General features: G+C 65.1%; 21 protein-coding genes and 1 riboswitch. Of the genes, 5 read left to right on the forward strand and 16 right to left on the reverse strand.

Annotated features, from left to right (window positions below; genetic code table 11):
• Nucleotides 1-21 precede the first annotated feature (21 nt).
• The 3 genes from H8M03_RS02315 to H8M03_RS02325 are packed head-to-tail and all read left to right on the forward strand — an operon-like array spanning nt 22 to nt 3756.
• Complete coding sequence (locus H8M03_RS02315; protein WP_246449003.1) at nt 22-1212, forward strand: acyl-CoA dehydrogenase; 1191 nt, start codon at nt 22-24, stop codon at nt 1210-1212.
• Nucleotides 1213-1265: 53 nt separating this feature from the next.
• A complete protein-coding gene (locus H8M03_RS02320; protein WP_187480164.1) occupies nt 1266-1838 on the forward strand; it encodes a LemA family protein in 573 nt (190 codons plus the stop codon).
• Nucleotides 1839-1842: 4 nt separating this feature from the next.
• On the forward strand, nt 1843-3756 hold the full coding sequence (locus H8M03_RS02325) for a DUF2207 domain-containing protein (RefSeq protein ID WP_187480165.1): 1914 nt from the start codon (nt 1843-1845) through the stop codon (nt 3754-3756).
• On the opposite strand, the gene H8M03_RS02330 is transcribed toward H8M03_RS02325, so the two are convergent.
• The 3 genes from H8M03_RS02330 to H8M03_RS02340 all read right to left on the reverse strand — a co-directional run bounded on the left by H8M03_RS02330 (nt 3757) and on the right by H8M03_RS02340 (nt 5177).
• The gene (locus H8M03_RS02330) at nt 3757-4290 is read right to left on the reverse strand and encodes a GNAT family N-acetyltransferase (protein ID WP_187480166.1); all 534 of its coding nucleotides are present in this window, start codon (nt 4288-4290) and stop codon (nt 3757-3759) included.
• 3 nt (nt 4291-4293) lie between these two features.
• Entirely contained in the window at nt 4294-4524 is a 231-nt protein-coding gene (gene rpmE / locus H8M03_RS02335) for a 50S ribosomal protein L31 (RefSeq protein WP_187480167.1), read from the reverse strand.
• Between the two features lie 95 nt (nt 4525-4619).
• Nucleotides 4620-5177 (reverse strand): DUF6580 family putative transport protein, encoded by a 558-nt coding sequence (locus H8M03_RS02340; protein WP_222931894.1) that lies wholly within the window; start codon nt 5175-5177, stop codon nt 4620-4622.
• A 55-nt stretch (nt 5178-5232) separates the two neighbouring features.
• A riboswitch (cobalamin riboswitch) is annotated at nt 5233-5381 on the forward strand.
• Nucleotides 5382-5477: 96 nt separating this feature from the next.
• Here H8M03_RS02340 and H8M03_RS02345 point away from each other — a divergent pair.
• Nucleotides 5478-7346 carry a TonB-dependent receptor plug domain-containing protein gene (locus tag H8M03_RS02345; RefSeq protein WP_187480168.1) on the forward strand — a complete coding sequence of 623 codons (1869 nt, stop codon included), beginning with the start codon at nt 5478-5480 and terminating at the stop codon, nt 7344-7346.
• Here H8M03_RS02345 and fabZ read toward each other — a convergent pair whose 3' ends face one another.
• The 11 genes from fabZ to rpsB all read right to left on the reverse strand — a co-directional run bounded on the left by fabZ (nt 7347) and on the right by rpsB (nt 18109).
• Nucleotides 7347-7769 carry a 3-hydroxyacyl-ACP dehydratase FabZ gene (fabZ, locus tag H8M03_RS02350; RefSeq protein ID WP_246449150.1) on the reverse strand — a complete coding sequence of 141 codons (423 nt, stop codon included), beginning with the start codon at nt 7767-7769 and terminating at the stop codon, nt 7347-7349.
• Between the two features lie 50 nt (nt 7770-7819).
• Nucleotides 7820-8410 carry an OmpH/Skp family outer membrane protein gene (locus tag H8M03_RS02355; protein WP_187480169.1) on the reverse strand — a complete coding sequence of 197 codons (591 nt, stop codon included), beginning with the start codon at nt 8408-8410 and terminating at the stop codon, nt 7820-7822.
• Nucleotides 8410-11031, reverse strand: a complete 2622-nt coding sequence (bamA, locus tag H8M03_RS02360; RefSeq protein ID WP_187480170.1) for an outer membrane protein assembly factor BamA — start codon at nt 11029-11031, stop codon at nt 8410-8412. The genes H8M03_RS02355 and bamA overlap by 1 nt, the downstream gene beginning before the upstream one ends.
• A gap of 119 nt (nt 11032-11150) precedes the next feature.
• Nucleotides 11151-12269: an RIP metalloprotease RseP gene (gene rseP, locus H8M03_RS02365; RefSeq protein WP_187480171.1), complete on the reverse strand. Its 1119-nt coding sequence runs from the start codon at nt 12267-12269 to the stop codon at nt 11151-11153.
• Nucleotides 12262-13428: a 1-deoxy-D-xylulose-5-phosphate reductoisomerase gene (locus H8M03_RS02370; protein WP_187480172.1), complete on the reverse strand. Its 1167-nt coding sequence runs from the start codon at nt 13426-13428 to the stop codon at nt 12262-12264. The genes rseP and H8M03_RS02370 overlap by 8 nt, the downstream gene beginning before the upstream one ends.
• On the reverse strand, nt 13425-14057 hold the full coding sequence (locus H8M03_RS02375; protein WP_187480173.1) for a phosphatidate cytidylyltransferase: 633 nt from the start codon (nt 14055-14057) through the stop codon (nt 13425-13427). The genes H8M03_RS02370 and H8M03_RS02375 overlap by 4 nt, the downstream gene beginning before the upstream one ends.
• Nucleotides 14054-14761: a polyprenyl diphosphate synthase gene (uppS, locus tag H8M03_RS02380; protein ID WP_187480914.1), complete on the reverse strand. Its 708-nt coding sequence runs from the start codon at nt 14759-14761 to the stop codon at nt 14054-14056. Before uppS ends, H8M03_RS02375 begins: the two co-directional genes overlap by 4 nt.
• A 44-nt stretch (nt 14762-14805) precedes the next feature.
• Entirely contained in the window at nt 14806-15360 is a 555-nt protein-coding gene (frr, locus tag H8M03_RS02385; RefSeq protein ID WP_425506856.1) for a ribosome recycling factor, read from the reverse strand.
• Between the two features lie 3 nt (nt 15361-15363).
• On the reverse strand, nt 15364-16086 hold the full coding sequence (gene pyrH / locus H8M03_RS02390) for a UMP kinase (RefSeq protein ID WP_187480174.1): 723 nt from the start codon (nt 16084-16086) through the stop codon (nt 15364-15366).
• 198 nt (nt 16087-16284) lie between these two features.
• Nucleotides 16285-17229 (reverse strand): translation elongation factor Ts, encoded by a 945-nt coding sequence (gene tsf, locus H8M03_RS02395; RefSeq protein WP_187480175.1) that lies wholly within the window; start codon nt 17227-17229, stop codon nt 16285-16287.
• Nucleotides 17230-17353: 124 nt separating this feature from the next.
• Nucleotides 17354-18109 carry a 30S ribosomal protein S2 gene (gene rpsB, locus H8M03_RS02400; RefSeq protein ID WP_187480176.1) on the reverse strand — a complete coding sequence of 252 codons (756 nt, stop codon included), beginning with the start codon at nt 18107-18109 and terminating at the stop codon, nt 17354-17356.
• 259 nt (nt 18110-18368) lie between these two features.
• Between rpsB and H8M03_RS02405 the strand changes: the two genes are divergently transcribed.
• A complete protein-coding gene (locus tag H8M03_RS02405; RefSeq protein WP_187480177.1) occupies nt 18369-18596 on the forward strand; it encodes a hypothetical protein in 228 nt (75 codons plus the stop codon).
• Here H8M03_RS02405 and H8M03_RS02410 read toward each other — a convergent pair.
• Complete coding sequence (locus tag H8M03_RS02410; protein WP_187480178.1) at nt 18529-19347, reverse strand: CDP-alcohol phosphatidyltransferase family protein; 819 nt, start codon at nt 19345-19347, stop codon at nt 18529-18531. The genes H8M03_RS02405 and H8M03_RS02410 overlap by 68 nt on opposite strands.
• Nucleotides 19344-20084 carry a phosphatidylserine decarboxylase gene (locus H8M03_RS02415; protein ID WP_187480179.1) on the reverse strand — a complete coding sequence of 247 codons (741 nt, stop codon included), beginning with the start codon at nt 20082-20084 and terminating at the stop codon, nt 19344-19346. The genes H8M03_RS02410 and H8M03_RS02415 overlap by 4 nt, the downstream gene beginning before the upstream one ends.
• Nucleotides 20085-20179: the final 95 nt, after the last annotated feature.

A 20179-nucleotide genomic window follows, 5' to 3' on the forward strand; every position in this document is an offset into this window, starting at 1 on the left:
ACAGCCAAGGATTGAAAGCACGTGGGCGAGCCTGCCATCCTGCCGTTTGACTGGGCCGATCCGTTCGACCTCGACAGCCAGCTTAGCGACGAAGAGAAGCTCGTCCGCGACACCGCCGAGGGCTATGCCCAGGAGAAGCTCCAGCCGCGGGTGACCGAAGCCTATATGGCGGAGACCTTCGATCGCTCGATCATGAGCGAAATGGGCGAACTCGGCCTACTTGGCGCGACGGTGCCCGAGGAATTCGGCGGCGCCGGCCTCGGCTACGTCAGTTACGGCCTGATCGCCCGTGCGGTCGAGCGCGTCGACAGCGGCTACCGCTCGGCGATGAGCGTGCAGTCGAGCCTCGTCATGCACCCGATCAATGCCTACGGTACCGACGAACAGCGGCGGAAATATCTGCCCAAGCTGGCGAGCGGCGAATGGGTCGGCTGCTTCGGCCTGACGGAGCCCGACGCCGGTTCCGACCCCGGCAGCATGCGCACCCGCGCGCAGAAGATCGACGGCGGCTATCGCATCAGCGGCGCGAAGATGTGGATCACCAATTCGCCGATCGCCGACGTGTTCGTGGTCTGGGCAAAGTCGGATGCGCACGACGGCAAGATCAAGGGGTTCGTGCTCGAAAAAGGCGCTGCCGGCCTGTCTGCGCCGAAGATCAAGGAAAAGCTGTCGCTGCGCGCCTCGATCACCGGCGAAATCGTGATGGACAATGTCGAAGTCGGGGAAGACGCGCTCCTGCCCAACGTCGAAGGCCTGAAGGGCCCGTTCGGCTGCCTCAACCGCGCCCGCTACGGTATCGGCTGGGGCGTCATGGGCGCGGCCGAATTCTGCTACGCTGCTTCCCGCCAATACACGCTCGACCGCAAGCAGTTCGGCAAGCCGCTGGCTGCCAACCAGCTCGTCCAGCTCAAGCTTGCCAACATGGCGACCGAGATCACGCTTGGCCTGCAGGCGGCGTTGCGCGTTGGCCGCCGCATGGAAGCGGGCGAATTGATCCCGGAAACGATCAGCCTGATCAAGCGCAACAATTGCGGCAAGGCGCTGGATATCGCCCGCATCGCCCGCGACATGCACGGGGGCAACGGCATCTCCGCCGAATTCCAGGTCATGCGTCACGCCGCCAACCTGGAAACGGTCAACACCTACGAAGGCACGCATGATGTCCATGCGCTGATCATGGGCCGGGCAATCACCGGCATTCCCGCCTTCTAGCGAAGCGCCGCAAATCCCATTAAGCTGGGCGGAACGGGCTTTCGGGGGAAACCATGAGCATTACTGGCTGGATAATCGTCGGGATCGTCGTCCTGCTGTTGCTGGGCGTCATCGGCATCTACAATCGGCTGGTCCGTCTGCGCGCACTGGTCAAGGAAGCCTTCAGCGGCATTACCGTGCAGTTGCGTCGCCGGGCCGACCTCATCCCCAATCTCGTTGAAACGGTCGAAGGCTATGCCAGCCACGAACGCGGCGTAATGGAGCAGGTGACCGCGCTCCGCCGCCAGATGAGCGCCAACGGCAGCGTCGAACAGACCGCCGCGGCGGATGCCGCCATGTCCGGCCTGATCGGCCGGCTTTTCGCCGTCGCCGAAGCCTATCCGGACCTCAAGGCCAATCAGAATTTCCTCGACCTGCAAGGCCAGCTGGCGACGATCGAAACCGAGCTGCAAAGCGCCCGGCGCTATTACAACGCCACGGTGCGCGACCTCAATGCGTCGATCCAGAGTTTCCCGTCGGTGCTGATAGCGCGGCCGATGGGCTTCACCGAGGAGCCGTTTTACGAAGATGCGGACCCGGCGATCCAAAGCGCCCCCAAGGTGTCGTTCAAAGCTTCGGCCGGCTAGACGCATGCGCGCGCTGAACCGCGCCCTCCTGCTGCTTTGCTGGGTCCTGCTGGCCGCGGCCACACCTGCCCGCGCCGAAGAGCGGATCATCGCCTTCGGATCGACCATCTTCGTCAAACCGGACGCCAGCCTGGACGTCGTCGAGCGAATCTTCGTCAACGTCGAGAACGTGTCCATTCGTCACGGCATCTACCGCGACTTCCCGACGCGCTACACGATTCCCAATGGCGGCCGGATGAAAGTCGGCTTCACCCTCGTTTACGCTCGGCTCGACGGCCAGCCGGTCGAACATAAGGTGGAAAAGCTGAGCAACGGCGTCCGCATCCGCATGGGATCGGCCGACAGCATGGTCACGCGCGGGCGGCACCTCTACCAGATCCATTACCGCGTCACGCGCGAACTCGGCTTCTTCGACGGATTTGACGAACTTTACTGGAACGTCACCGGCACCGGTTGGGACTTCCCCATCGACCAGGCCGGCGCCCAGATCCACCTGCCCAAGCCAGTCGGTTTCCTGCAACGCAGCGTCTACACCGGGCCGCAGGGGGCGACCGGCGCCGACGCCAAGGTGGTCGCGGAAAAGCCCGGCCAGATCACTTTCATGACCACGCGCCCGCTCGCGCCGCGCGAAGGGCTGACCGTCGCCGTGGCCTTTCCAAAAGGTGTCGTGGCCGCACCGAGCGAGACGGAGCGCCTGGGCTGGTGGGTAACCGATATGTTGCCGATCGTGCTCGCCGGGCTGACACTGGCGGCGGTCGTCGGCTTTCTGATTTACGCCTATCGCCGCGTCGGGCGCGACCCGCCCGAAGGGACCATCGTCCCCCTCTTCTCCCCACCCGACGACTTGTCGCCTGCGGCCATGCGCTACCTGGTCCAGCGCGGGATGGACAACCGAGCTTTCGCGGCCGCGCTGATCGAGGCGGGTGTGAAGGGCCACGTCGTGCTGGGTGAGGAAAAAGGCTTCCTGATCTTCGGCGGCGAGAAATATATCGAGGGCGCGACCGGCACCAAATATCCGCTTCGCGAGCCGGAGCATTCCGCCATAGCCGGGCTCGTGGGGCCGGGCCAGCGGCTCGAGCTGGACAACGCCAACCACGCCACCTTTTCCGCGGCGCACAGCAAGCTGGAGAGCGCTTTCAAGGCGCGGTTCGAGAACAAGCTGTTCTTCCGCAATTATGCGTGGGTCGGTGGCGCCGTACTGGTGTGGCTGGCCGGTGCCTATCTCACAGCCGTGGCGCTGACCTACGACGACGGCGTCTTGCCGTGGCAGATCCTTCTGGTGCCGCCGATCGCAACGGTCACAGCCGTCCTCCTCTACCTGCTTGGGCGGAAAACGGAATCGAGCATGGGCAGCTGCTTGCTGCGGACGTTGGCGAGTGCGGCCGCCCTGGCAGCTTGCGGCTTTGCATTGACGGCGCTCATGGGAGGCCTTGCTACCGGGCGCTGGGAACCGATTGTCCTCGTCGCCCTCGGCCTGCCGCTGGCGCTGTCGGCTTTCTTCTGGATCGAGGCACCAACGCGCGACGGACGGGCCCTGCTCGACCGTATCGCCGGCTTCAGGCAATATCTCTCGATCACCGAGCGCGAACGGCTGGACCGGATGCAAGCGCCGCGCGACACGCTGCAGATGTTCGAGCGCTGGTTGCCCTATGCCGTGGCGCTGGAGGTCGAGAATCGTTGGGCCGACCGGTTCGCGTCCCAGCTCGCGGCGGCCGCGGCGGCCGGCCAGCAGGGCTTCGGCTGGTATCATGGATCGCACAGTCCCTGGACCGATACCGGCCGCTTTACCCAGTCGATCGGATCGTCGCTGTCGAGCGCGGTCAGCTCGGCATCGACCGCACCGGGGTCGAGCAGCGGGTCGGGCGGCGGTGGAAGCTCGGGCGGCGGTGGTGGCGGTGGCGGTGGCGGCGGCTGGTGATCAACCCCAGGCCGGGCGCTTCAGCACCAGCGTTGGCGCATCGTGATAGCTCGTCTCGTTATGCGCCTGGAAACCAAGCTTTTCCGCTAGCCTGATCGACGGCGCATTTTCCGGCGCGATGATCGCCCAGAGCGGGGTTGGGTCCAGATTGGCTTCGGCCCAGTCGATGACGGTCCGGCAGGCTTCCGACGCCAGGCCCTGCCCGTGCGCATCAGCAGCGAAGATCCACCCCATCTCCGGCTCTTCGCCGAATTCGGGCTCGAGATCGCGCCACGCGGTGAAGATGCCGGCGTTGCCAATCAGCGCGCCGTCGTCCTTGCGTTCAACGCCCCAGGTGCCGAAGCCGTTGAATTGCCAGCCGCCGACGGCTGCCGTCAGCCTCCGCCAGCATTCTTCCGCGCCGATCGGATTGGGTCCGAAATGCTTATGCACTTCGGGATGCTGCATGATTTCAAGCCACGGCCGGAAATCATCCTTACGCCATGGGCGAAGGATCAGGCGTTCGGTCTCGATCCGCGGCGCTTCGCGGACCAAGGCTTATTTCTTGCCGAGCTTGAGGCCGCCGAAACGCTTGTTGAAGCGGGCCACCTGGCCGCCGGTATCGAGCAGCTTCTGGTTGCCGCCGGTCCAGGCCGGGTGCGACGTCGGATCAATGTCGAGGTTCAACGTGTCCCCTTCCTTGCCCCACGTGGAGCGGGTCTGGAACTTGGTGCCGTCGGTCATTTCGACGTTGATCATGTGATAATCGGGATGCGTTTCGGATTTCATCGTCTTTTCCTTGGAATGGCTGGTTTCCGACCAGCCGGGGAAAGGTGTCGCGGCCCCTTATCGGGTGACGGCGCGAAGTGCAACCAAAGGGCCGCTCAGGCGCGGGCGGGCGTTACCTGCATGCGCAGCGCCGGGATCATCCGTTCCGCCAGCGCAAAGCCGCCGAACAGCAGGGCGGTGAAGAACAGGTCGCCGGCCACCGTATTCTGGAAGAACGGCACCGCCGCGGTGTAGCAGGCCGCAAGGCCGGCGGTGGTAAGCGGGTAGAAGCCGCTGAACAGCCACATGCCGAAATTCGTCAGCACGAAGAACAGAATCGAGCTGGCCAGCGCGGCGCCGACGATGGTCAAAGCCGTCTTGTGCCGGGCCACGGCCCAGCCGATCAGCACCGTCAATCCGAAGCTCAGGTAGACGAAGTTCATACCAGGATAGAAGCCGCTCAGCAGGAGGTCGCTGAGCAGCAGCGCGCCAAAAGGCGCGACAAAGGCCAGCGCCCGCTTCGGCAAGTATGCGCCGCCGAACAGGGCCATCGCCGCGATCGGCGAAGAATTGGGCGGATGAGGCACCAGCCGCATCGCGGCAGCCGCGAAAATAGCGGTCAGCAGCGCCAGAAGGCGGACCTTGTTGTCCATCGTCAGTCCCAGTCTGTCCATGCGGCTGCTCATAGCCACCGCCACCCCCGATTGACAATGACGCGCTGGCGGACGAAGCGGCGCGCACGACGATGGTGCCGCCCACGGATGATTCCGGCGGGGGCGGTTGAAAGGGAAGCCGGCGAAAATCCGGCGCTGTGCCCGCAACTGTGAAGGCCGGACAATCCGGCCCAGCCAGGAACCTGCCAACGTCGGTCGTCCGCACCCGGCCGGGTCCAGCCGTCGGTGCGTGGTGCTGCATGGGTCTGGCCCCTGCCGCTCCTCTGTGACGACACCTGTCGTTACCTAGGAGGATCAAATATGCTGACCCTGTTGCTTGCGCCGGTTGCGGCCGCCGCTGCTGCTGCCGAACCCGAAATCATCGTCACCGCGTCTCGCTTTCCCGAGACAGAAGCCGAGAGCGCTGCCAGCGTCACGGTGATCGACGACGATACGATCGATCGGTTGGGTGAGCCTCTTGTCCCTGCCCTCGTCCGCCTGACGCCCTCGGCCGCGGTCGAAACCGGTGGGCCTGCCGGCACCCTCGCCCAAGTCCGCATTCGCGGCGCCGAAGCCAATCACACGCTGCTGTTCATTGACGGCATTCGCGCCAATGACCCTGCAGCTGGCGACATCCCGCGCTTCGAACTGCTCAATGCGGACATCGTTTCGCGCGTCGAAATCGTCCGCGGGCCGCAGTCGGCCCTTTGGGGTTCGGATGCGATCGGCGGCGTCGTCGCGGTCAATGGCGTTGACGCCACCGCCCCCGGCTACGCGACCAGCGCCGAGGCGGGGTCTTTCGGTTTCCGGCGAGCGGCCGCGTCCGGCACGGTCGCAACTCGCGACGCCAACCTTTCCGGAGCGATCGGATGGCAACGCGCGCGCGGCATCGACAGTTTCGACGGTACGGGCGACCGGGACGGTTATCGAAACCTGTCGGGGCGCCTGCGCGGGACCTTTGCGGTCGGCGATCGCATCGAAATCGGCGCGGCAGGCTTCGCTCTCGCTGGCCGCAGCGAATTCGATGGCTACGATCCAGTCACGTTTCTTCGCGGCGATACGCTCGACAGCACGCGCAACCGCCTCGCTGCTGGCCGGGTCTGGATTACCGCGGGCGACGCCGAGGGTCTCGGCGGAACGCTGGCGACCTCGCTGCTCCACTCGTCCAACCGCAATTTTCTCGACGATGCCGAGATCAATCGGACGAGCGGCAAGCGCTGGACTGCCGAGGCGCAGGCACATTACGGTTTTTCTACCGGCACCGTCCGGCACATGGCGGTTATCGCGCTCGACCACGACCGCGAGCGTTTCCGGGCAAGCGACAGCGTCTACTTCGGCGCCACCGACCAGCGCCGCAGCCGCACGCACGGCTCGATTACCGCAGAATGGCGCGCAGAGGTGAGTCCCGTGGTGGCCGACATCGCCGTCCGCCACGACCGCTTCAGCGCGTTCAAGGATGCCACGACGGTGCGCGCTTCGGCGCTTGTCCAACTCGGCCGCGGCATCTCCGTCAGCGGCGCCTATGCGGAAGGCATTGCCCAGCCGACCTTTTTCGATCTCTATGGGTTCTTCCCCGGGAATTTCGTTGGAAACCCTTCACTTAAGCCTGAAAGCTCGCGCGGGTTCGAATTGTCGCTGCGCTATCGCAACGGCCCGATCCAGGCTGCTCTGACCGGATACCGGCAAAGGCTGAGCGACGAGATCGTCGATGTATTCGACTCCGCGACGTTCACGTCGAGTACGGAGAACCGCGCGGACGTCAGCCGGCGGTCGGGCTTGGAAGCCGAAGCCAGCTGGTCGGCGGACGAGCGCCTTCGGCTGACCGCGAATTACAGCTATCTGCGCGCGACACAGCCGGCGGAGAGCCTGGTTGGACAGCTGCGCGAGGTCCGGCGGCCGAAGCACAGTGCGGCCATCGCCGCCGACGGGGTCATCGGCCGGATCACTTACGGTGGCTCGATCGCCTATGTCGGGCGACGGGGCGATACCAACTTCGATGTTTTCCCGGCGCAGCCGGTCAAGCTGGGCGCTTACTGGCTAGCCGGGGCGCGCATCGCGTATCGGGTCGCGCCGGCCATCGACCTGTTCGCGCGCGCCTCCAACCTGTTTGACGAGCGCTATCAGGACGTATTCGGCTATCGCACCGAAGGGCGCGGCCTGTTCGTCGGGGTGGAATTGGGAAAGAAGTAGCTAGTCCGCCGGGGCGTCGGCGATCATCGCCGTGAAATTGGCCTCGGCGGCGAGCTTGCCGTCGACGAGCGCCCGTCCCGCGAACTTGCACACGCTGCTGCGCTTCTGGACGAACTCGACTTCGAGCCGGAGGAGGACGCCAGGCTCGACCGGCTGGCGAAACTTCGCGCCCTCGATGGCCATGAAATAAACCAGCTTGCCCGACCCGGCGAGGCCAAGCGATTCGACCGCCAGCACGCCGGCCGCCTGGGCCAGCGCTTCGACGATCAGAACGCCCGGCATGATCGGACGTCCGGGGAAATGACCCTGGAAGAACTGCTCGTTCATCGTCACCGCCTTGATGGCGACGATGCCGGTGTCCGGGTCGAGGCTTTCGACCCGGTCGACGAGCAGCAAGGGGTAGCGATGCGGGAGCGCCGCCATCACCCGCCGGATATCCAGCGGGCCGATAGCCGTCGCTCCCGCCTGTTCGCTCACCGGCCCTGCGGCTGCTGCTGCTGCGGCTGCGCCTGCTGCGGCAGCGGCGTGACACTGACCGACGGCAAGGCGCTGTTGAGGCCGCTCAGCACTTCGGCGGTGACGTCGATGCTGTTGTCATTGGCCAGCGTGGCGCTCTTCGACAGCGCGATCATCGCACCGCGACGCGCACGGACCTGCTCGACGACCGAAATCAGCCGAACGCCAATCTGCTGCTGCACATGGGCGGCAGTCGACTGCAGCGTGCGCTGGGTCGTTTCGATTTCCTGGCTCGCCTGCTGCTGCTTGGTCTGGAAGGCGCGAATGCGGGCTTGAAGGGCGGCGTCCGGAGCCTTGTCGCCAAGCTTGTCGACGGTGTCCTGGATCGGCTTGCCTTCCGTTTCGATCTGCTGGCGAAGCGTCTGCGCACGGGTGCGAAGCGCGGTTTCCTTCTGCTGGATCTGGGAACGGGCCGACACGCAGGCGGTGCAGGTTTCCATGATGGTGTCGGTGTCGACCATGATGATCGGCGGACGCTGGGCCGAAGCGACCGTCGGAATGGACACGGCAGTCGCCGCAAACGCGGCCGCTACGAAGAATTTCTTCATCAGAATTGGGTTCCTACGTTGAATGAAAACAGCTTGGTGTCGTCGCCTTCCTGCTTGAGCAGGGCCTTGGCGATGTCGATCCGCAAGGGACCGAACGGGGACACCCAGTTGACGCCGACGCCGATCGACAGGCGCGGCTTGGGCGAATTGCCGACGAACACTTCCTTGAAGCCGTTGCTGCGGATGTAGCCCGCTGGGCAGGCGACAGGGTCGCCCGGAAGGATGTCGATGGAATCGCCCGGCACCGTCGGCGTGGCGATGCGGGTGCAGTTGGCGACGAGATCGGTCAGGTTCGGCTTCTTCAGCCCCCAGACGGAGCCGATATCGACGAACGCGGACGGACGCAGGCCGAGACTGCGGATGCCCGCGCTGACCGGCACTTCGAGCTCCAGCCGGCCCATGTAATAGGCATGGCCGCCTAGGGCGTCGTTGACACGCTGATTGTCGCCGCTCGGCTCGGCGATCTCGCCAAGGTCGTTGTAAGGCAAGCGCAGGATGCGCGGGCCGATGCCGCGAATGTCGAAGCCGCGCATCTGGGCGCCGAAGAAGCGGTCGGTCAGGCGCACGGGATCGCGGCCCGGACCCGGGGAGTTCTGGAAGGAGTGAATGTAGCCACCTTCGAGGTGGGCAGAGAGGATCCAGCCGGCCCCGAAGCTCTTGTACTTCGTCGCATCGGCGCGGGTGCGCAGGTAACGAACATCCCCGCCAAGGCCGGCGAAGTCCTGGCTCATGGTGACGCGCTGGCCACGGGTGGGACGGATACCGTCGGTATCGTCATAAGCCAGCGAGTAGCCGACCGACGATGTCACCCGGGTACCGATTTCGTCGCACAAATAGCGTCCGGCCCGAAGCGGGTCGCAGACCGGCTCGTTCGGCCCGTCCGGACCGTCGGGATCGCTGTAATAGAGCGCCTTGCTCAACGAGATCTTGTCCTGGACCAGCGAGTAGCGGGTACCGAAGATCAGATATTCGGTGACGGGGAAGCCCATGCGCAGACCGCCGCCGGTGCTGACCTGCGAATAGGTCGTGTTGCGCGATCCGCCGACGTAGTTGAAGCTGCTGTAGTCGCGGCGGAACAGCTGGCCGCCGAGCAGGATGTTCTTGTCGAGGAAATAGGGGTCAGTGAAGCCGGCCGAGATCGACTTGGAATAGCGCGACCAGCTCAGCCCGGCGTCGAGCACCTGTCCCATGCCGCGGAAGTTGGTCTGCTGAACCGAAAGCGACAGGAGGAAGCGTTCCAGGCTGGAATAACCAGCCGAAAACTGCAGCTGCCCGGTCGGCTTTTCCTGCACGTCGACGCCCAGGACAACGCGATCGGGGCCGGAACCCTCCGTCTGCTTGATCTCCAGATTCTCCTGGAAGAAGCCGAGCGACTGGATGCGGTCCTGCGAGCGCTTAATCTTGATCGCGTTGAAGGCGTCGCCTTCGTTGACGCGGAATTCACGGCGGATGACCTTGTCGCGGGTCACCGTATTGCCGTTGATCTGGATATCTTCGACGTAGACGCGCGGGCTTTCGCCGACGCGGAAGGTGACGTCCATCGTGCGCGCTTCGGGATTGCGCTTGTACGACGGGTCGATGCTCGCAAAGGCATAGCCAAGGGCGCCGGCGGTCGCGCTGAGCGCCGTCACCGTATCCTCGACCGCCTTGGCGTCGAACCATTCGCCGGGCTTCAGCCCGACCTGCTGCAATACCTTTTCCTTGGGCAGGTCGCGGATGCCGCTGGCCGCGTCGACAGCGCCGAACTTGTAGCGCGGGCCTTCCTCGACGACGTACGTGATGATGAAGTCCTGCCGGTCCGGCGTCAGTTCGGCCAGCGCGGAAACGACGCGGAAGTCGGCATAGCCCTCGGTCAGGTAGAAGGCGCGAAGCTTCTGCTGGTCGGCGGCAAGGCGATCAGGGTCGTAGGTGTCATTAGACTTGAGGAAGCCGAGTACGCCGCCGGCCTGGCGGGTATACATTTCCTTGCGCAGCCGGCCGTCGCCATAGGCTTCGTTGCCGATGATGTTGATCCGGCGGACTTTTGATTCCGCACCTTCGTAAATTTCGAAGATCAGGTCGACGCGGTTCTGGTCGAGCTGCACGATCTTGGGCTCGACGCGCGCGGCGAAGCGGCCCTGGCGCTTGTACAGTTCGATGATGCGGTCGACGTCGGCGCGGACCTTGGAGCGAGTAAAGATTTCGCGCGGCTTGAGCTGGATTTCCGGCGTGATCTTGTCGTTCTTCAGCCGCCGATTGCCTTCCAGCACGATGCGGTTGATGACCGGGTTTTCCTGCACGGTGATGAGGATGGCGCCGGTTTCCGCGCCGGTAATCACGACGTCGGAGAACAATTCCGTCGCGTAAAGATCCTTCAGCGCCTGATCGAGCGTTTCCGCCGAATACCCCTGGCCGGGCTGCAATCCGGAATAGGAAATGATCGTGCCGGTTTCGAGACGCTGGCTCCCGCGCACGGAGATCGAGCGGATGGTGCCCGTCACCTGCGGCGCGGCCTGCACGGTGGCGACCTGCGGCTGCGGCGCGGGCTGAACGGCCGCAGGCGCGGCCGGGGCCGTCTCCGGAGCCGCCTGGGACATGGCGGGTGCGGCCCATCCACCAAGGATGGTGCCGACCAGAAGCATCGCACCTGCGCGCTTCGAAAATTTCGCTTTTGCTGGAATCACGCGTCCCCGCCCTTGAAAATCACGCCGTCAGCGGTTGCTGCGGCTTTATCGGATGTGCAGCCCCTGCCCCAAGCGACCTAGCCAATCAAGCGCCCGAGCCCTTCCCACAGGCCAAATGAGCCAAGATCGTTCACGGTCGTGAACAGCATCAACGCAAGAAGCAGTGCCAACCCTCCACGGAACGCCCACTCCTGCGCCTGAGCGCTAACCGGCCGGCGCCGGACCGCCTCAATCGAATAGAAGAGGAGATGACCGCCATCCAGCATCGGGACTGGCAACAAGTTGATGAATCCGAGATTAATTGAGAACAGCGCCAGCAGCGATACGAACTGGAACAAGCCCAGCGATGCCTGTTGCCCGGCGACCTGAGCCATCTTCAGCGGACCGCCCAGTTCCTTCACCGATCGGCGACCGGTCAGAATCTGCCACAGCCCCTCGACGGTGACCCGAGTCAGGTTCCACGTGGTGTTGACCGCTTCCGGCAGCAGTTGCGCCGGCGGCAGGGTCACCAGCCCGCGCTGGGTAGCGTAAAAGCCAAGCTGGCCCATCCGGTACTTCTGCCCGAAGCGGTCGACTTCCTCATACACCCCGAGCTTGGTGCTTGCCTCGCGCTCCTGCCCGTCGCGCGTGAAGCGGACGGTCACCACTTCGCCGGGACGAAGGGCGACGATACGCTGGATGTCCTCGAACGTGCCGGTAGCCTGGCCGGCAATTGCCTCGATACGGTCGCCGGGCTGGATCCCGATGCTGGCGGCGGCGCTTTGCGACACCACCGCGCGAACGACATTGGGGGTGCGAGGAACGCCGAAGGCGGCAAAAAAGAAAACGAAGATGACGATCGCCAGAAGGAAATTGGCCATCGGTCCGGCCAGAACCACGAGAAAGCGCTGCCACACCGGCTTGCCGGCAAAGCTGCGCGGATCGGTCGGCATCTCGGCAGCGGGTTCGCTGGCCGCCGAAGCGTCGCCGACGAAGCGGACATAACCGCCCAGCGGAAGCCAGCCGACCTTCCAGCGCGTCCCCTGCCGGTCGGTCCATCCCGCGACTTCCCGGCCGAAACCGATCGAGAATGTCTCGGCGCCCACGCCGAACAGGCGGCCGACCAGATAATGGCCAAGCTCGTGGAAGAAGACGAGGGGACCGATCGCGCAGACGAAAGCGACGACGATCAGCCAGATCGGCGGTTGTTCAAGCATCGGCGTCAGCCTTCGCAATATAGTCCGTCACGCGCGTACGGGTTTCGCGGTCCAACGCGATGACTGCGTCGATCGACGCCGGTGTCGTGCCCGACGCCCGCTCGAGAGCAGTTTCCACCAGCGCGGCGATCTCGACGAAGCCGATCCGCCCGGCAAGGAAGGCCTCGACCGCAATCTCGTTGGCGGCGTTGAGGAGGATCGCGGCGTCACCCCCCTGCTCCAGCGCTTCCCGCGTCAGGCGCAGCGCCGGAAAACGCTCAGTGTCCGGATCCTCGAAATCGAGCCGGCCAAGATCCGCCAATGACAACCGCTCGGACGGTGTCTCCATCCGCTCCGGCCAGGCCAGCGTGTAGGCGATCGGGATGCGCATGTCCGCCGATCCAAGCTGCGCCAGCATCGATCCGTCGACGAACTCGACCAGCGAATGCACCACCGACTGCGGGTGGACGACGATGTCTATGCGCTCCGACGGCAGGCCGAACAGGTGATGCGCCTCGATCAATTCCAGCCCCTTGTTCATCAGCGTGGCGGAATCGACCGAGATCTTCGCCCCCATGTCCCAGCGCGGGTGCGCCACCGCCTGGGCCGGCGTGGCATCGGCCATCCGCTCGCGCGTCCAATCACGGAACGGCCCGCCGCTGGCGGTCAGGATCAGTCGTGAGACGTCCTCGGAACGGCTTCCGGCAAGGCACTGAAAAATAGCGTTATGCTCACTGTCGACCGGAAGCATGGTCGCGCCGCTGGTCCGTGCCGCATCAGTCATCAGCGATCCAGCCGTGACCAGTGCTTCCTTGTTGGCCAGCGCGACGGTCTTGCCCGCCTCGACTGCTGCCATAGTCGGCACCAGTCCCGCGCAACCGACGATCGCGGCCATGACCAGCTCGGCCTCGCCCGTTGCTGCCTCCGCCAGGGCGGCTTCGCCCGCAGCTGCCCGGCAGTCGGTTCCAGACAGCGCCGCGGCAAGATCGGCGTATCGACCTTCATCCGCAACCACCGCAAGCCGCGCGCCGGTGCGCCGCGCCGCGTCGGCCAGCGCGTCGACGTTACGATTGGCGGTCAGCGCCACCACCTCGAATCGCTCCGGCGACCGCTCGACAAGGTCCAGGGTCGATTGGCCGACCGACCCGGTCGCACCGAGGATTGCGATCTTGCGGGTCATGCGGCGCCTGCAAGCACGGCAATGGCGGTCAGGATCGCAACCGGCAGCAGGCCGTCGAGCCGGTCGAAAATCCCGCCGTGCCCTGGAAGCAGGTTGCCGCTATCCTTGACGCTCGCCCGCCGCTTCATCCAGCTTTCGAACAGGTCGCCGCCCTGCGCCGCCACCGCGAACAGCGGTGCCAGCAGGATCAGGACCAGGTGCATGCCGTTGGCAAGCACCCAGGCGCCGCCAAACAGGCTGGCCGCGGCAACGCCCCCGTAAAGGCCGGCCCAGGTCTTGTTCGGGCTGATCGTGGGCGCCAGCTTTGGCCCGCCGATCGCGCGGCCGGCGAAATAGGCGCCGATGTCCGTCGCCCAGGTCACCAGAAACACCCACAATAGCAGCGCCAGCCCGTCCTCCGCACGGTCGCGGATCCATAGCAATGCGAGGGCGCTCAGGAGCGCATACACAAATCCGAGCACCTGCCAGTGCAGGCCCCAGCCCTTCGCCAGCCGCGTCCATTCGTAGAATACGGCGGTGGCCGCCGCGGCCGCGAGGATCGCAAAGGCATAGCCGCCGATGACCGCAGCGCCGAGTGCGACCAGGATCAGGGCGATGCCCGTGACAACACGAAGACCCATCTCGTTCATCGGCCGCCGAACCTTCGCTGGCGTACCGCAAACTGTTCCAGCGCCGCATTGAAGGCCGCCTCGTCGAAGTCGGGCCACAAGACCGGCGTGAACAACAACTCCGCATAGGCCGCCTGCCAAAGCAGGAAGTTGGAGAGCCGTACTTCGCCCGATGTGCGGATCAGCAGATCGAGTGGCGGCAGGCCGGCCGTATCCAGCTCCGCCTCCATGGCAGCCTCGTCGATCGCTGCCGCATCCATCTCCCCCGCGACAACGCGACGGGCCAGGCTGGCCGCGGCGCGCGCGATCTCGGTCTGCGATCCGTAATTGAGCGCGACCACCAGGGTCAGCCGGGTGTTGCCAGCGGTGCGGTCGACGGCCGCTTCGAGCTGCGCCGCCAGTGCCGGCCCAAAGGCCGTATAATTCCCGATCAGGCGCAGCTTCACGCCTTCGTCGCACAGGCGCTGGAGCTCGCGCTCGACATAGTAGCGCATCAGCCCTTTGAGGTCGGCGATCTCCTCGTCCGACCGGCGCCAGTTCTCCGACGAAAAGGCGTAAAGCGTGAGTATGTCGACGCCGGCGTCGACCGCCGCCTGCAAGGTCTTGCGGACGGCTTCCGCGCCAGCCTTGTGCCCGGCCGCACGCGGCAGGCCGCGCTGCTTCGCCCAGCGACCGTTGCCGTCCATGATGATGGCGACATGGCGCGGGACGGCCCCGCCGGTCATGGCAGCGGCCGCATCCCCGCCGGCATCAGCGGCGGCGGGCGACCTCACTTGCCGAGGATTTCCTTTTCCTTGGCGTCGGAAAGCTCGTCGATTTCCTTGATCGTGTCGTCGGTCAGCTTCTGGACGTCCGTCTCAAGCCGCTTGCGTTCGTCCTCGCTTATCTCGTTCTTCTTCTCGTCGGTCTTGAGCTGGTCCATCCCGTCACGGCGGACGTTGCGGACGGCGACCTTGGCTTTCTCGGCATATTGGCCGGTCAGCTTGGCCAGTTCCTTGCGGCGGTCCTCGGTCAGGTCGGGGATCGGCAGGCGCACCAGCTGGCCGTCGGTGACCGGGTTGAGGCCGAGGCCTGCAGCATGGATCGCCTTTTCGACCGGCGAGACGTTCGACCGGTCCCACACCTGCACGGTCAGCAGGCGCGGTTCGGGCACCGACACCGTCGCGACCTGATTGAGCGGCATGTGCGCTCCATAAACCTCGACCTGGATGCTATCGAGCAGCGCGGTGGAAGCGCGGCCCGTGCGAAGCCCCGACAGGTCGTGCTTCAGCGCTTCGACCGCACCGTGCATGCGGCGCTGAAGGTCGGATTTGTCCATGGTCATTATCTACTCCTCGTTCTGGACGATCGTCGCCGTCCCGCCACCCGCGATCACCTCGGCAAGGTTGCCGGGCTGGCGGATGTTGAACACGACGATCGGAATGTTGTTGTCTCGGCACAGGGCCACCGCCGCGGCGTCCATGACCTTGAGGTCGTCGCTCAGCACCCGGCGGAAGCTCAGATGGTCGTAGCGGGTCGCGTCGGAATCCTTTTTCGGGTCGGCGGTGTAGACGCCGTCCACGCTGGTCCCCTTGAACAGCGCGTCGCAGCCCATCTCCGCGGCGCGCAGGGCGGCAGCGGTGTCGGTGGTGAAATATGGGTTGCCGGTGCCAGCGGCGAATATGACGATCCGGCCCTTTTCCATGTGCCGCATCGCCCGCCGGCGAATGTACGGCTCGCACACGGCCGCCATCGGGATGGCCGACAGCACGCGCGTATCGATGCCCTGGTCCTCCAGCGCGTTCTGCAACGCCAGCGCATTCATGACCGTCGCCAACATCCCCATGTAATCGGCGCTGGTGCGGTCGAAGCCCTTGGCCGCCGCGGCGATGCCGCGGAAGATGTTTCCGCCCCCAACGACCAGGCACAATTCATGGCCTTGCGCCTTGGCGGATGCGATTTCGGCAGCCAGGCCATTGACCGTTTCCGGATCGATCCCGAACTGCCCCTGCCCCATCAGCGCCTCGCCGGACAGCTTCAGCAGGATTCGGTTGAAGCGCGGGCGGCTCATGTCGCTGGGAAATCCTCAAGATTATGGCGGGGCGGCCACGCTTTATGGCGCTGCCACCCGATTGCCAACAGCCTTGCGCGTTGACGGCGATTTGTCCGGGCGTGCCGGCTCCTCGCATGCGGAAAAGCCGCCCAAAAGAAAGAGGCGGCCAGGCTCGCTGCCCGACCGCCTCCTTGCTTTGCTTCGAACGGGCCGCTCTTAGGCGACCGGCTCGTCCTTTTTCTGGCCGGCGGCTGCCGCGACTTCCGCCGCGAAATCGCCCTGCTCCTTCTCGATGCCCTCGCCCAGCTGGAAGCGGACGAACTCGGAGATCGTGATCGCCGAGCCGGCTTCCTTGCCGGCAGTGGCAAGGACGTCGGCAACCGCAGTCTTGTTGTCCATCACGAACAGCTGAGACAGCAGAGCGTTTTCCTTGCGGAACTTGTTGAGACCACCTTCGACCATCTTTTCGATGATGTTGTCGGGCTTGCCGCTTTCGCGAGCCTTTTCCATCGCGATGCCACGTTCGCGCTCGACCAGTTCGGGATCGAGATCGTCGGCGTTCAGCGCCAGCGGGTTGGCCGCGGCGATGTGCATCGCGATCTGCTTGCCGATCGACTGCAGCGTGTCGGCATCGGCTTCGCTTTCAAGCGCGACGAGCACGCCGATCTTGCCAAGGTTCGGAGCGACCGCGTTGTGCACGTAAGGCACGACCGCGCCATTGGTCACGCTCAACAGCGTCGACCGGCGCAGCGACTGGTTCTCGCCGATGGTGGCGATGTTGTCGGTCAGCTTTTCCTCGACCGTTCCGCCGCCCGGATAGGAGGCAGTCTTCAACGCTTCGATGTCGCCGTCCGCCTTGAGCGCGAGCTCGGCGACGTTGCGGACGAAGTCCTGGAACTGGTCGTTCTTGGCGACGAAGTCGGTTTCCGAATTGACTTCGACGGCGGCGCCGCGCGTGCCTTCGACAGCCAGGCCGACAAGGCCTTCGGCGGCGGTACGGCCCGCCTTCTTGGCGGCAGCGGCGAGGCCCTTGGCGCGCAGCCAGTCGACCGACGCTTCCATGTCGCCGTTATTCTCGTTGAGCGCCTTCTTGCAATCCATCATGCCGGCGCCGGTGCGCTCGCGCAGTTCCTTGACGGTAGCGGCGGTGACTTCAGCCATTCTCTTCGTCCTTTCGCTCCCCTCCCGGTCGCGGAAGGGGTTTGGGAGGGAATATGGGGGACGGAGCCCGTTTCGACAGGCCCCGTCCTCGATCCCTCCCGCAATGGGGGAGGGAAAATTGCGGTTAAGCCTGGAGCGCGGCTTCCGCGGGCGGCTCGGCCATCGCGCCGATATCCACGCCCTTGGCCTGCGCTTCGCCGCTGCGGCCGGACATGGCGGCATTGGCGATGGCGTCGCAATACAGGCGAATGGCGCGGCTGGCGTCATCGTTGCCCGGAACCGGGAAAGCGATGCCCGTCGGATCGCTGTTCGAATCGAGGATGGCAACGACCGGGATGCCCAGCGTGTTGGCTTCCTTGACCGCCAGCTCTTCCTTGTTGGTGTCGACGACGAACATGACGTCCGGCAGGCCGCCCATGTCGCGAATGCCGCCCAGCGACTTTTCGAGCTTGTCGCGCTCGCGGGTCAGCTGGAGAACTTCCTTCTTTGTCAGGCCGGCGGTGTCGCCGCCGAGCTGCTCTTCAAGGCTCTTGAAGCGCTTGATCGAGTTGGAAATGGTCTTCCAGTTGGTCAGCATGCCGCCGAGCCAGCGGTGGTTGACGAAATGCTGGCCGCTGGCGCCCGCCGCTTCCGCGATCGGGTCCTGCGCCTGGCGCTTGGTGCCGACGAACAGCACCTTGCCGCCGCGGGCAACGGTCTGCTGAACGAAATCGAGCGCGCGCGAGAACAGCGGCACGGTCTGCGACAGATCGATGATGTGAACACCGTTGCGGTCGCCGAAAATGTACGGCTTCATCCGCGGATTCCAGCGGTGGGTCTGGTGGCCGAAATGCGATCCGGCTTCGAGCAATTGCTGCAGGGTGACGACAGGGGCCGCCATATTCAGTCTCCTTCCGGTTATGCCTCGGTAGAGCCAGTCACCAGCCTTGCGGCCAGCACCGGTATGTCAGCTCCACCTGTGGGATGCGCGGCGCCCTAGCCGAAGCCGCTCGCCGTTTCAACCGCTTAGGTGGGTTCGGGCAGTGCCGGTTGACAAGGGAGAACAAAGCAGGAACATTGTCTCGTCCCGCCATCGTGGCTGGGGCCGAACGGAACAAAAGAAGTCCGATTCGGTTTTGCCGGTAACAAGGGACGATCCGATGCTCGAACCAATTGGCACTCTGATTTTTCTGATGACGCTGTGGCTGGCGTTCAAGGTCGCCGTCGAGCTTCTCGACGACAGCGGCGGGCGGATCCTTTCCGCCCTGCTGCTGCGCCCCGCCCCCGGCACGATGCAGACCGCGCGAATCGCGGTTCGGGTCAGCCGTCGCCGTGAAGCGATGCCGGCGCCGCGGACGGTCCGGATGCAGTGGCGCGACGCCGCCTGACCCGGGCATAGCTGGCGACGCTGAACGGGATCATCGCGGCGTACAGTCCCGCGATCGCGAGCAAGGTAAGCCACGGGTTGGTCAGCAGCGCCGCGCCGAGCAGGCCGATGCCCGCGAGCGCGAATATCCTCGATGAGCGGCGAATGCGCAGGCTGGACCAGCTGAAGGTCGCGACGCTCGAAATCATCAGCAAGGCTACTACGATGATCCACGGCATGGTGACGTACCAGGCCCGGAATTCGTCGTTGCCGGTAATCAGCCACAGATAGATCGGGATGAACGCCACCCCTGCCCCGGCGGGCGCGGGCACACCAGTAAGGTAGCCGGCGGACTTGTGCGGCTGATCGTCGGCATCAATCCGCGCGTTGAACCGCGCCAGGCGCAGCGCGCAGGCGAGCGCGATTGTCAACGAGGCGGTCCAGCCGAACTGCGGCGCCTCATGCAGCGACCACAGGAACATGATCAGCGCCGGCGCGACCCCAAAGGCGATGACGTCGGACAGGCTGTCGAGTTCTGCGCCGAAACGGCTGTCGGCGCGCAGCAGCCGCGCGATCCGCCCGTCCATCGCGTCGAGCACGCCCGCCCCGACGATACAGGCCAAGGCGATTTCCCAATGATTGGGGTTGCCCTCCGCCGCGGTGATCGCAAAGCGCACGCCGGTCAGGCCGAAGCATAACGCGAGAGCGGTGACGGCGTTGGGCGCCAGCGCGCGAAATGGAATGCCGGCCCTGCCCTCGCGGCCGTCGCTCACTGGCTGGTGCCCTTGAGCTTCGGGTCGAGCCCCAGGTCAGCAAGCACGGTCTCGCCGGCGATCGAGCGCTGGCCGAGCAGGACCAGCGGCCCGGTTCCAGCGGGCAGATAGACGTCGACCCGACTGCCGAAGCGGATCAGGCCGATGCGTTGGCCCGCGCCGACGCTTTCGCCTTCCTGGACAAAGGTCAGGATGCGGCGTGCGACCAAGCCGGCGATCTGGGTGACGCCGATCTTGTAGCCGCCAGCGGCCTCAATCAGGAAATGCTGCCGCTCATTGTCCTCGCTGGCCTTGTCTAGATCGGCGTTGAGAAACTTGCCCGGCACATAGGCCATCTTCAGCACCCGTCCCGCCACCGGCGAGCGATTAATGTGGACGTCGAACACGCTCATGAAAATCGACACGCGGGTCATCTCCGCGTCCTCGAGCATACCGGCGCCGGCCAGTTCGCGTGGAGGCGGCACCTTGGCGATCATGGTGATCAGGCCGTCGGCCGGGGCGACGATCAGGTTGGCCCCTTCAGGCGTCGTGCGGATGGGATCGCGGAAGAATGCGGCGACCCAGATCGTCAATCCGACCAGCAGCCAGCCGACGAAATGGCTGATCCCGCTGTACACCACGATCGTGAGGACCGCGGCGATGAGCAGGAACTTGCGTCCCTCCGGGTGAACGGACGGAAAACGCCATTTGACGTTGGTGGTGACGAGCGGATTGTCCGGCTTTTCGAGCTCAGGCATGCCCCGCCCTTAAAGACGCTTGCCGCCCGGCACAATCGCCCCGCGCGGTTGCCTTGCCTCCGGCCCATCGCCTATGCGCCCCGCAACCCAGAAAG

The organism is Sphingomonas sabuli, from assembly GCF_014352855.1.
GTDB lineage: Bacteria > Pseudomonadota > Alphaproteobacteria > Sphingomonadales > Sphingomonadaceae > Sphingomicrobium > Sphingomicrobium sabuli.